10 protein-coding genes and 1 riboswitch are annotated in these 11,568 nt (G+C 48.3%); of the genes, 5 read left to right on the top strand and 5 right to left on the bottom strand.

Features of this window, described 5'->3' with window-relative positions; all coding sequences use genetic code 11:
* Positions 1-193 precede the first annotated feature (193 nt).
* The 5 genes from QUB24_RS17860 to QUB24_RS17840 all read right to left on the bottom strand — a co-directional run bounded on the left by QUB24_RS17860 (position 194) and on the right by QUB24_RS17840 (position 4,957).
* On the bottom strand, positions 194-835 hold the full coding sequence (locus tag QUB24_RS17860) for an urea amidolyase associated protein UAAP2 (protein ID WP_333154523.1): 642 nt from the start codon (positions 833-835) through the stop codon (positions 194-196).
* A gap of 77 nt (positions 836-912) precedes the next feature.
* On the bottom strand, positions 913-1,644 hold the full coding sequence (locus tag QUB24_RS17855) for an urea amidolyase associated protein UAAP1 (protein WP_333154522.1): 732 nt from the start codon (positions 1,642-1,644) through the stop codon (positions 913-915).
* Between the two features lie 293 nt (positions 1,645-1,937).
* On the bottom strand, positions 1,938-2,714 hold the full coding sequence (locus QUB24_RS17850) for an ABC transporter ATP-binding protein (RefSeq protein WP_333154521.1): 777 nt from the start codon (positions 2,712-2,714) through the stop codon (positions 1,938-1,940).
* Between the two features lie 215 nt (positions 2,715-2,929).
* Entirely contained in the window at positions 2,930-3,781 is an 852-nt protein-coding gene (locus QUB24_RS17845; protein ID WP_333154520.1) for an ABC transporter permease, read from the bottom strand.
* 108 nt (positions 3,782-3,889) lie between these two features.
* Positions 3,890-4,957 (bottom strand): ABC transporter substrate-binding protein, encoded by a 1,068-nt coding sequence (locus QUB24_RS17840; RefSeq protein ID WP_333154519.1) that lies wholly within the window; start codon positions 4,955-4,957, stop codon positions 3,890-3,892.
* Between the two features lie 144 nt (positions 4,958-5,101).
* A riboswitch (guanidine-I (ykkC/yxkD leader) is annotated at positions 5,102-5,253 on the bottom strand.
* Positions 5,254-5,836: 583 nt separating this feature from the next.
* On the opposite strand from QUB24_RS17840, the gene atzF reads away from it, so the two are divergent.
* The 5 genes from atzF to QUB24_RS17815 all read left to right on the top strand — a co-directional run bounded on the left by atzF (position 5,837) and on the right by QUB24_RS17815 (position 11,480).
* Positions 5,837-7,651, top strand: coding sequence for an allophanate hydrolase (atzF, locus tag QUB24_RS17835; protein ID WP_333154518.1), 1,815 nt, complete (start codon positions 5,837-5,839; stop codon positions 7,649-7,651).
* Positions 7,652-7,691: 40 nt separating this feature from the next.
* A complete protein-coding gene (locus QUB24_RS17830; protein ID WP_333154517.1) occupies positions 7,692-8,441 on the top strand; it encodes a calcium-binding protein in 750 nt (249 codons plus the stop codon).
* Between the two features lie 286 nt (positions 8,442-8,727).
* The gene (gene truB / locus QUB24_RS17825) at positions 8,728-9,669 is read left to right on the top strand and encodes a tRNA pseudouridine(55) synthase TruB (protein WP_333154516.1); all 942 of its coding nucleotides are present in this window, start codon (positions 8,728-8,730) and stop codon (positions 9,667-9,669) included.
* A gap of 149 nt (positions 9,670-9,818) precedes the next feature.
* Entirely contained in the window at positions 9,819-10,049 is a 231-nt protein-coding gene (gene yidD, locus QUB24_RS17820; RefSeq protein WP_333154515.1) for a membrane protein insertion efficiency factor YidD, read from the top strand.
* A gap of 216 nt (positions 10,050-10,265) precedes the next feature.
* Positions 10,266-11,480, top strand: a complete 1,215-nt coding sequence (locus QUB24_RS17815) for a response regulator (protein ID WP_333154514.1) — start codon at positions 10,266-10,268, stop codon at positions 11,478-11,480.
* The last annotated feature ends 88 nt before the right edge of the window (positions 11,481-11,568 follow it).

Raw genomic sequence — 11,568 nt, 5'->3', positions numbered from 1 at the left:
AACTATCCTGAAGAACAGGCAAGATGCCTGTTCCACAAAGAGTGAATTTTCTTGTGGGGTGGGCTTCTAGCCCGCCCCTAAAACTATCCTGAAGAACAGGCAGGATGCCTGTTCCACAAACAGTGAATTTTCTTGTGGGGTGGGCTTCTAGCCCGCCCCTAAAAAGATTGCGGAGACAGTGCCAACCCTACATTTACACCGCATCCCAAACAATCAACTGAATCGGCGTAGGATTGTAAGCATTGCAAGGATTGTTCATTTGCGGGCAATTAGAAATAGCAACCAGCGCGTTCATTTCGGCTCGCAAATCAACTGTACTTCCCGGATCGGAGATGCCGTCAACAATTTCAAGCGTGCCATCTTCGCTAACCGGAACATTCATAAAAAAGTTGATATTGCTGACTAAATCTCGTTTACCCAAACCGTAGGGAAGAATTGCGGCGAGGAAATTTTCAACACAGGCGTGCTGGTATTTTTTATCTAGCCCAAACCGCACCGAATTGCTCTCGCAGCTACAGGCGCCGCCGGAGGTATCGTGCCGGCCGCAGGAGTCAGCAATTATGGTCATAATGGCTCGCCCTTCGTTGGAAATGAGTTTGCTGTTTGTAGTGACAAATATGTTGCCTTGATTGACGATCGTATCGGGGGCGCTGTAGCGTTCGCAAGGGTCATCGGCATTGTAAACTAAAAAATCTACTGCTTGATTTCCGCCTAAATCTACAATACGGAGAATCTGTCCTTTTTTGATGACGCGAGACCAGGGATGCCTGGCTGGTAAAACTTCGTTATAAATTGCAGTTTTTGGATCGAGAAGTTGTTGGGTAGTTGCAGTCATGGTTCACTTTTTGTGATGGAATAGCAGAATATTTCACCGCCGATTGATGCGGATAAGATTGAGTTGTGGAATCGGGTTTATTGCAGGAACAAAGCATCGGTGTTAATGAAGCCGCGCACAACTTCCGGGTTGGCGGTGCGGCACAAGTCGTCTGGTGCGGGTGCGGGGGTTTTCACAATCTGAATTTGGATGGGTTTGGGATCGTAAATTGAACCCGGATGCAGGATGTGGGGGGTGTTAGAAATAATTGTTAGTGCGTTCATTTCGGCTCGCAAATCGATAAAACTACCCGGTTTTTCGCAGCCTTCGCGAAACTCCATCGTGCCGTCTGGTTTGACGGCAATTCGAGTAAATAAGTTGAGGTTTGGCATGATGTCTTTTTTGCTCAATCCCCACCGAGTTAAAGCTTTGAGGAAGTTGTCGCGGGAGTTTTTCCAATCTCCTTGGCCGTATTTTTTACTGTTGCTAATGGCGTTGCTGCATCCTCCTAGCAAATCGTGACAGCCGGAGGTGTCTTGGGTGATGGAAAATAGGATGCGTCCCATGTCTGTGTAGATCACCATGCCTTGTTTGAGAAAGGCGTTGAATTGAATTTTGGCGGTGTCTGCTGCGTTGAAACGTTCGATCGCATTATCGGCGTTGTAGCACAGCATGGAAACGCCGCGAGAGCCTTCTAAATCGGTGATTCGCAGGGTGTTTCCCCGCTTGATGACTCCCGACCAGTACGCGCCGCCCGGTACGGTTTCTTCGATTAATACGAGGCTTGAATCGATTTGTGAGTTTGGGTCGATCGATGATAGTTGCACCATAAGTTCCTCTTGATGTATTTGGGTAGGTCAGCGAAACAAAATAATAGTATTTTGTAGTGGCAAAACTCACTTTCTCCCAAAGTAATATTTATTTCCACTGATATCTTACACCTTTCTTAAGAACGGGCAAGATGCCCGTTCCACAATAAAATTGAGTTTTGTGGAACGGGCATCTTGCCTGTTCCTAAATAGGTAATTGACAATGGTGCAAGATGTTAAGTTTCCACTTACTTAGGTTTGCAGTTAAACTCTTGGCGCGGGTGCAAAAAGTGCAACTACAAACCTATTTCTATTTAAGCAGCCATTGCAACTGCTTCCTGTCCGTGTTTCCGCATCAAATCCATGAGTTCGTCGCGGTAATCGTGGAATTTGGCGTGGCGTTTAACGCTGGGAGTGCGATCGGGCAAATTAATCGACATTTCCTTTCTCACTGTACCGGGACGAGCGCCCAAAGCATAAATCCGATTGGAAAGAAACACCGCTTCTTCGACATCGTGGGTAATCATAAAGATTGTAATCTGAGTGCGGCGCCACAAATCGAGCATGAATTCGTGCATCGATTCTTTAGTGTGGATATCCAATGCGCCGAAAGGTTCATCCATTAATAACACTTTAGGTTCAGAAGCGAGGGCGCGGGCGATCGCCACCCGCTGTTTCATCCCGCCCGACAATTCCTTCGGCAGCGACGAAGCAAACTGCGTCAATCCTACCACACTCAAATAATAGCTAGCTTGTTCGCGCCGCTTTTTCTTGGAAACGCCTTGAAGTTTGAGGCCAAACTCAGCATTTTCCTGCACGTTCATCCAAGGATAAAGAGTGTAATGCTGAAATACCATACCTCGATCCGGCCCAGGCGAAACAACTTCCTTGCCGTCAATTTTCACTTCCCCTGTTGTTGGCTTGTCCAATCCCGCAATCTGCCTCAACAGAGTAGATTTGCCCGAACCGGATGCGCCTACCGCGCAGATAAATTCGCCTTGCTTGATGCTCATATTGATGTCCTTGAGGACAACTAATTGACCTTTTTTTGTTTCAAAGTTTTTGTGCAGATTGTTGATTTGCAGAAACATGAGTTTATCCTCTGTATTGTCAGTAAAAAATGACACCATTCTGTCTTTTAATACCAATTTAATGTGAAGTTGCATATATCTCGATCCCCCTAAATCCCCCTTAATAAGGGGAGTAGGGGTTGACTTTGATCGGATTCTTGTCCCCCCCTTATTAAGGGGGGCTAGGGGGGATCGGAATTCTATGCAGCCTCATAAAAAACTGGTATAACATCTGCTTACTGTTTCTGACTTGACCATTTACAAGAAACCCGCAGCAGATATTGAAAAAGCAAGTCAAAAGTCAGTCCGATCGCCCCAATGACAATCAGCCCCACAAAAATTTCATCGGTTCGCAGAAATCGACCGGCGACGCTGATCCGGCGGCCTAAGCCTTCGGTGGCGGCAATCAATTCCGAGACGATTACCAATTGCCAAGCCGCAGCTAAGTTGATGCGGCTAGCATCAAGAATTCCCGGCAAAACGTGGGGAAAAATAACTTGAGTTAGGATTTCCCAGCGATTCCCACCCAACATATAAGTAGATTCGATCAAGTCTTTTGGAACAAACTTGACTGTATCCATCACCATCAGCGAATTGAAGAAAAAGACGCCGATAAATATCAGCATTATTTTGGGTTCTTCGCCGATTCCCAAGTAGAGAATTAGCAAGGGAATGAATGCTGGTGCGGGCATATATCGCATCAAGCCGAACATGGGTTCCAGCAAGGCGCGAATACTGGGAAAGCTGCCCATCAGCACGCCAATTGGTATGGAAAAAACCAAGGCGAACAGAAAGCCCACTCCCACCCGCCACAAACTCGCTACTGTGTCTTTCAAAAGTTCGCGAGTGTTCCACAGCCGACCAAATGCCTCTAAAACTTTGCCGGGGGAAGGCAAAAATTTGGGGTCTACGTTGGCGAAGGTTGTTACTAGCCACCACAGCAGCAGTGGCAGTGCGATCGATGTCACCGTTAACCCAATATTGAGGGGCTGTGGTATCTCTTCCGCAATCCGCCAGAAAACGGTGGGATTTAGGCTTTTTTGCTTGAGGTGGGATTGGATCGATCGGGGTTCGGGATTTGGTAGCATGATTTAATTGCGGAACGGTTGGTCGAGTAATTGCAGTAGATTTTGGGGATTATAAAAAGTATTTTTTTTTAAGGTTTTTTGTGTCTGCACAATCGTAAATTATGCCTTTTAGCTTTTACCTTCGGCATAAGCTTTTATAAAGCGATCGTCAAATAATGTGCTGATATCGGGTTGGGTTTTTGCTAAATTTACATCGACGAGGAATTTAGTCATTTCTGCCGCCGCAAACTGCAATGATGTCATGTCATTTCCCGGTTGAAAGGCTTTCAAGTTTTCCTCAACCGTAAATATCTTAGTGCCGTTTTCATATTCTTTGTATTCCTCGACGCTGACTCCGGCGCGGTTTGCTAGAATTTGGTAAGATTTGTCTTTATTTGCTTTCATGTATTCTAATGTGGCAAACCATGAATTGACCAGGGCTTGCACTCGATCGGGGTGTTCGCCGATAAACTTTCGGGTGAATACCAAATGGTCGGAAATCGCCCCCGGAAAATCTTTGGAACTAAACAGTTCCTTGCTGTTCGAGCGTTTTAATGCCTGCGTGGTAAACGGCGCAAATACTGCCACCGCATCGACTTGCCCTCCGACGAAAGCCGCCGCAGCTTTGCCGGTTTCCAGCGGTACAAATTGAATATCCTGCACTGATAAACCTGCTTTTCTCAGCCCTAACAGCAAGAGAAAGTGATCGACTGTACCTTCCTCGGCTGCAACTTTTTTGCCTTTCAAATCGGCAACCGAATTGATGCCTTCGGCGACAATCACTTTGTCATTTCCCGTCGAGTTGTCGTTGACTAAAACAATTACTTGGTCGGCGCCGCCTGATATAGAGTTTACGGTATCGCCGAGGGTTTGGCTGTTAGCATCTATCTGTCCTGCTGTGAGGGTGCTAATCGATTCTAAGTAGCCGTCAAACCATTTTAAGTCTACAGCAACATTGTTGGCTTCAAATATCTTTTGTTCTTTGGCAATTTGCCACGGAAACCAGCCGGGCCACGCGCTGAATCCGAGGCGAACTGCGTTAGCATTTACTGAAGAAGCTGCTTCGGTTTCAGTCGTGGTTTTGATATAAATTGCCGGGTTGACGCAGCCGACAGCGAAAAACCAGGTGATAAAAAATAGGGCGCAGTAGGAGAAGAGCGATCGCGTTATTTTTGGGGAGCAATATCGGATATTCATAGCAGATTCTGGTTGCTGGTTAGGGGTGAATATGTCGATCGAGCTTTTGCACCTTCTTTGGCTTCCTTAGCTTCCGCAAACCCCCCTGATATACAAGGATAAAGCCCGAGAGCTAACGAACCGAGTCTTGCTGACCGATCGCGTTTCTCCCGGGCTTTTATCCCGCCGTGTAACTGGCTAGTGTTTCCCTAAAATTAAAATCTTGGGAGAACCAGTCTGCTTCTCTCGGACCAGCACTTGAACTTTCTAAGCTGAGTTAGAAACTAATTCAAATCGGAACCCTAGAAGCGGTTAAATTTTTTCGGTTTTTGTCTGTATAAGTCCTGTTTGCAACCCAAGGAGTTATTCGAGACTGTTAGTAACAGCAATGCACTTAGCTTTTTTAAAAGTCAGCACAATGTAGCGTGCAATTTTACTAGATTGCTACGTTTCAAACGGTAACAGCAAACTTGATGCGAAAATGTGTAAGATGTTACAAAAAACAGTTTTTTTGGGAGTTGTTAATTAAACTTTTTGGAAGATTAAAGCGGGCGATGAGAGGGGGCGATGGGAAATCGCGAAGTTTACACACACAAAGACGAAGCCCGCAAGGCAAGAATTGAAGATTTTTCAAGAAATACTTCGATCGCCCCAGACTAGATGCGGAGGCGATCGACAATGCGGTAAACTAAAATTCTATTTGTTGTAATAACGATCGCCTAACACAGCCTGTGAAGTCAAATCCGTTAGCATTGGAATTATTCATCTCTCTGGGATCTCCCTCTGCGTTCTCTGCGTTCTCTGCGGTTAAATCATCCTCATATAACCAGAAATGATATGAAGTCATTTCTTCAATCTAAAATCTAAAATCTAAAATCTAAAATCGACTGACGGTGCACTATGGAAAAATTTAACCACAGCAACAGTCTAGACATTCATTCGCTGCTCGATCGCTACCGCACCGGCTCGATCGCGCCTGCAGATACGATCGCCAGCGTGTACGATCGGATCGAACGCTATGCAGATCCGGCAGTATGGATTTATTTAGCACCGCTGGCGGAAACCCTCGAACGCGCCAAAGCCTTGGAAAACCTAGACCCGCAAAAATTGCCGCTCTACGGGATACCTTTTGCGATCAAAGATAATCTCGATTGGGCGGGCGTTCCGACTACGGCGGGATGTCCTGCGTTTGCTCGCACTCCAGCGCGATCGTCCGCAGTCGTAGAGCGCCTGTGCGCTGCAGGTGCGATCGCGATCGGCAAAACAAACATGGATCAATTTGCCACAGGATTAGTGGGAACCCGCACGCCCTATGGAGTTTGTCGCAATCCGTTCGATCGGCGCTACATTCCGGGCGGATCGAGTTCCGGTTCCGCAGCAGCAGTCTCCGCCGGATTGGTGAGTTTTGCTCTGGGTACCGATACCGCAGGCTCAGGGCGGGTTCCCGCTGCTTTTACCAACATTGTCGGGCTGAAGCCAAGTTGCGGCTCGATCGGCACTCGCGGCCTGCTACCAGCGGTGCGATCGCTCGATTGCGTTTCTGTGTTCGCTCTCACCTGTGCGGATGCGGCCTCCGTGCTGCAAGTAGCCAGCGGTTTTGACGCTGAGGATGCGTTTTCTCGTCGCCCTGAAACGAAAGTTTTGCCGGATTTATCCCGCTTGCGGGTGGGAGTTCCCGGAGAGGGCGAACTCGAATTTTTCGGGAATGCAGAAGCCGAACAGCGCTATCGGGAGGATCTCGCGCGCTTGCAATCTTTGGGCTGCACGATCGCACCTATTGACTTCAAACCCTTTGCGGATGCTGCCGAACTGCTCTACGGCGGGCCTTGGGTAGCAGAAAGGTTGGCCGCGATCGGTGATTTCCTCGACGCGCACCCAGAGGATATCGATCCGATCGTCTACGAAATTATCAGCGGCGGCAAACGCTACGATGCCGTCTCTGCCTACCGCGCGTCGTACCGGTTGGCCGAGCTCCGCAAGCTTGCAGAAATTCAGTGGCAGTCAATGGATGTGTTGGCGGTACCCACGACAGGCACGATTTATACTGTCGCAGAAGTTGCAGCCGAGCCGATCGCGCTCAACACCAATCTTGGACGCTACACGAACTTTGCGAATTTGCTCGATTTGTGTGCGATCGCAGTTCCCAGCGGGTTTCAAAGCAGCGGATTGCCCGCAGGATTGACACTGATGGCTCCTGCGTGGCACGATTTATCGCTCTGCCGCCTGGGATCTGCTTTCCACGATCGCTTGGGGGGAACTTTGGGCGCAACCGGTCTGCCGCTGCCAACCGTCCCGGAACCCGCCAGCGCAGCCAAATCTTCCTCAGAAGAACGAGTCAAAATAGCCGTGGTTGGCGCTCATTTGAGCGGTGAGCCCCTGAATTATCAACTAATTGAGGGGGGAGGCGTTTTGGTTCGCGCCTGTCGTACCAGCCCGATTTACAAGCTGTATGCTTTGACGGGTACTGCTGTGGGCAAGCCGGGATTGGTGCGTCAGGTAGAGGGCGGTAGCGCGATCGAGGTGGAAGTTTGGGAGTTGTCGATCTCCGCTTTCGGCCGATTTGTCGCTAAAATTCCCTCGCCGCTGGGAATTGGTACGCTGGTGTTGGAGGACGGCTCGACGGTGCAGGGCTTTTTGTGCGAACCTTATGCTGTGGCGGATGCGATCGATATTTCTCATCTCGGCGGTTGGCGAGCATATAACTTCCGCTTTTAAGTTAAGTTAGAATTGCAAATTTCTACCCATCTTCAGAATCATGCCACCAGCAGTGCCACTTGTACGAACTCCCATCACAACCCCAACCCCCACCGGCGGTAGCGGTACCAGTCCCGGAGGGGCCGCTGGCGGCACTCGCGGCACCAGCGGCCCCGACTCTCTCAGGGGTACTGCGGGCGCTAACTTGATATTTGGTTTGGGTGGGCCTGACAGCATTTTGGGCTTAGGCGCAGACGATTCCCTCTACGGCGGCGACGGCGATGACTCACTGCTGGGCGACGTTGGCAATGACCGACTGTTCGGCGGTGCCGGCCGTGACAGCGTTTTGGGTGGCGCCGGCGGCGATACTTTCTACGGCGGCAAAGGTTCTGACTCAATGCTGGGCGACGAGGGTAATGATTTGCTATTTGGCAACCAAGACACCGATACTTTGTTGGGCGGCGCGGGTAATGACACGTTTTTTGGGGGTGCCGGCGATGACTCGCTGTTTGGTGGCATCGGCGATGACTGTTTATCGGGCGATCGCGGCCGAGATACTTTAACTGGTGGCGCCGGAAACGATACTTTTGCGATCGGGCGTTTCGCAGACGGGGATGTGATTACAGATTTTACTGATGGTACGGATCGAATTCGCTTGGCTGCCGGCCTTACTTTTGGCGAACTCACCATTTCCGCTGGGGCCGGAACTTCGCCCACTACAATTATTCAGCTTACAAGCACCAAGGAAACTCTGGCTACTTTATTCGGAGTTGCCCGCACTTCTATCAGTCAGGCAGACTTTATTATTTAATTGGGAATTGTTGACGGTTGACTGTTGGCGGTTGACTGTTGACTGTTGACTGTTGACTGTTGACTGATACAAAATCCGGGTTGGCTAACCATTTTATGAGACTCGGTGCTTGCAACCGCTTTTGACCTCAAACTACACAAACGAAGTCTGCCTTCGCAGACTAAGATAGAGAAATTTATTTAAGCAGGATTTGGTATGACAAATAACCAATAATAAATAACAAATAACAACTGACTAATGACTACTGACTACTGACTCATCACTACTGACTACTGACTACTGACTAATGACTATTGACGGTTTTCTCAATCTCAACAAACCTGCGGGCATGACTTCTCACGACTGCGTGGGGCGAGTGCGCCGGCTATTGAAACTCAAGCGAGTCGGACACGGAGGAACCCTCGATCCTGCTGTGACTGGCGTTTTGCCGATCGCCCTGGGCAAAGCAACCAGACTGCTGCAATATCTCCAACACAATAAAGCTTACCGAGGCACGATTCGGTTTGGCTTAACTACTGCTACTGACGATTTAGAAGGAGAAATTATCCATTCTCGACCGGTGCCAGAGTTGAGTTGGGAACAAGTCCAAGCTGCACTCCCAAAGTTCCTAGGAAAAATCGAGCAATTTCCGCCGAGTTTTAGTGCGGTTCAGGTGGGAGGAAAACGCCTTTATGAGTTAGCGAGAAAAGGCGAAACTGTGGAAGTTGCTGCTAGAAAGGTCGAGGTTTTTCGGCTGGAAATATTGGATTGGCGATCGGGGGATTTTCCTGAATTGGATTTGTCGATCGCCTGCGGGGCGGGTACTTACATTCGGGCGATTGCGCGGGATTTGGGGGCTGTCTTGAATACAGGCGGTACTTTGGCTTGTTTGACTCGCACCGAAAGTAGCGGTTTTTCGATCGACCAAAGTCTAACTTTTGAACAATTGGAACTGCAATTGCAGGAAAATAAATTCTGCCCGATTTTGCCATCGGCGGTTTTGGGACATTTAGGGGCGATCGTCCTTTCCCCTGAATATACCAAACGCTGGTTTCAAGGACAGCGCCTCCCGATTCCAGAAACGCCGATCGGGCCACAGGAAGAAAGTAGCAACCATCCCCCCCACAACCCAATACCCCAACCTCCCTATCCCTTGCAGGTTTACGATCGAGACGGTAATTTTTTAGGTATCGGTCAAGTAGCGAACTCAGAGACAAGTACCATATTATCTCCTCAAATTGTGCTTTAAGTATCTAAAATAAAAATGAAAAAAGGTATAATTGGTACAGGAAAAGTTGGCGGAACTCTAACCGCTGGGAATGCTCTCTATGCACCTAGCTTACAGCGGTACGGGACGAGATTGACCTATTAATCTAATCAATCGCTGAGGTAAAAATTGTGAAAATATTGCTGATCGGATTAATCCGAGGCTACAAAATGGGCATTTCTCCTTACCTGCCTAACGCCTGTAGATTTCAGCCAACTTGTTCGCAATACGCGATCGAAGCAATAGAAAGATTTGGGCCGGCCCGCGGCAGCTCAATGGCAGTTAAGCGGATTTTGCGCTGTCATCCTTTTCATCCAGGGGGTTACGATCCAGTACCTCCTGCAGATAGCGAGGGCGATTAGTTATTAGTCAAAAATAGTATTTTAGTTATTAGTTAATAGTGCAAATAGGCGTTACATCCTCATGGCTAAAACTACCGAGGGGAATCACTCCCTAAGAGGGTGAAATTCGCACAATTAGTGGTGTTTTTTAACCCAAATTCAGTAATATTACTGTTATCTTTCAAAACTCAGCAGCTATATAATGGTACAAACAGAGTACAGGGGATGCGAGTTGATATGTCTGCTACCGCAATCGGATACAAAATGTTGTCCCATACTCTGGCTGTACTCAGCCAGAAACAAGCAACGGGGAAACTGGTGTTAGAGCAAGGGGAACAACAGTGGCAACTTTACTTTTTTCAGGGTAGTTTGGTTTATGCCACGGGAGGATCGCACAGATCGAGGCGCTGGTACAGGGCGATCGGGCAACACTGTCGAAACTTTCAAGTGGATCTCAGAGACCTCAATGCTGGAGAACTGTGGGAATATCAACTGCTTCAGCGAGGGATAGCAGCCAGCGAAATGAGTCTGGAACAAGCTAGGGCGATCGTCCACACCAGCCTTTCGGAAGTGTTATTTGCTCTGATCGGTCAATCGGGTTTGCGCCGGGAGTGGCGTCCGTCCCAGAAATATTTTTCTACCATTACCTCTTCTTTGCTGCTGTCTTTAACAGAAGTAGAGAAAATTCTGTGTTGTACAGAAGAAATTTGGCAGAAGTGGAAAGCAATGGGTTTGTGGCTGGTAGATCCAGAACAAGCACCACTTTTAAAAGCATCGGCCCAGTTGCAGCAAAATCGATTTAGTTCTAATTCTTTGATCGCTTTGGGTAACGTATTCAACGGCGAGAATACTCTTTGGGATATTGCATTTAAGAAAAAGCAGTGCGTGACAGTGGCAACTCGCGCTTTAGTTAATTACATCAAGCAGGGTTTAGTAAATTTCCGAACCGTACCAGACTTGCCGTCGCCTATAGAACAGTGGCGTCTTGCCGCGGCGATCGCAGGGCCGGGTCGCCCTTTGATTGCCTGTATCGATGACAGTCCGGCAGTATGCGAATTTTTAGAGCAAATTTTATTGCCCCAGGGGTATCGAGTCCTAAAAATTCAAGACCCCATGCAGGGAGTGGGCCTCCTCGCCAAACAAAAGCCTGCTTTAATTTTTATGGACGTGGTGATGCCGAAGACAAGTGGCTTTGCTTTGTGCAATTTTTTGCGAAAGACACCTGCTTTTCGGGAAACTCCGATCGTGTTTTTGACCGGTCAAGACAGTATAATTGACCGCACGCGAGCGAAATTGACAGGTGCTTCCGATTTTTTGAGGAAGCCAGCCAATCCCGAACAGGTTTTGCAAATAGTTGACAAGTATTTGAAGGTAAAAGGCGATCGCTACCCTTCAGCAATTCGCCCCCAAGATATACTTAATCCACGACAACTTACCCTGGCAAATTCTTGAACCAAAATTAATGAACACAATAACCCCTTGCTGGGTGCGTCAGGAACTGACGCACCCTACGATTATTGTAAAATAAAGACGCAATCGA

Source organism: Microcoleus sp. B9-D4, from assembly GCF_036705105.1.
GTDB lineage: Bacteria > Cyanobacteriota > Cyanobacteriia > Cyanobacteriales > Microcoleaceae > Microcoleus.
This window is presented reverse-complemented; position numbering and strand designations above follow the sequence as displayed.

What these genes read in the sequence shown, in the direction of transcription:
- QUB24_RS17860 (WP_333154523.1), bottom strand. Translation starts at nt 835, where the DNA reads ATGACTGCAACTACCCAACAACTTCTCGATCCAAAAACTGCAATTTAT.
- QUB24_RS17855 (WP_333154522.1), bottom strand. Translation starts at nt 1,644, where the DNA reads ATGGTGCAACTATCATCGATCGACCCAAACTCACAAATCGATTCAAGC.
- QUB24_RS17850 (WP_333154521.1), bottom strand. Translation starts at nt 2,714, where the DNA reads ATGTTTCTGCAAATCAACAATCTGCACAAAAACTTTGAAACAAAAAAA.
- QUB24_RS17845 (WP_333154520.1), bottom strand. Translation starts at nt 3,781, where the DNA reads ATGCTACCAAATCCCGAACCCCGATCGATCCAATCCCACCTCAAGCAA.
- QUB24_RS17840 (WP_333154519.1), bottom strand. Translation starts at nt 4,957, where the DNA reads ATGAATATCCGATATTGCTCCCCAAAAATAACGCGATCGCTCTTCTCC.
- atzF (WP_333154518.1), top strand. Translation starts at nt 5,837, where the DNA reads ATGGAAAAATTTAACCACAGCAACAGTCTAGACATTCATTCGCTGCTC.
- QUB24_RS17830 (WP_333154517.1), top strand. Translation starts at nt 7,692, where the DNA reads ATGCCACCAGCAGTGCCACTTGTACGAACTCCCATCACAACCCCAACC.
- truB (WP_333154516.1), top strand. Translation starts at nt 8,728, where the DNA reads ATGACTATTGACGGTTTTCTCAATCTCAACAAACCTGCGGGCATGACT.
- QUB24_RS17815 (WP_333154514.1), top strand. Translation starts at nt 10,266, where the DNA reads ATGTCTGCTACCGCAATCGGATACAAAATGTTGTCCCATACTCTGGCT.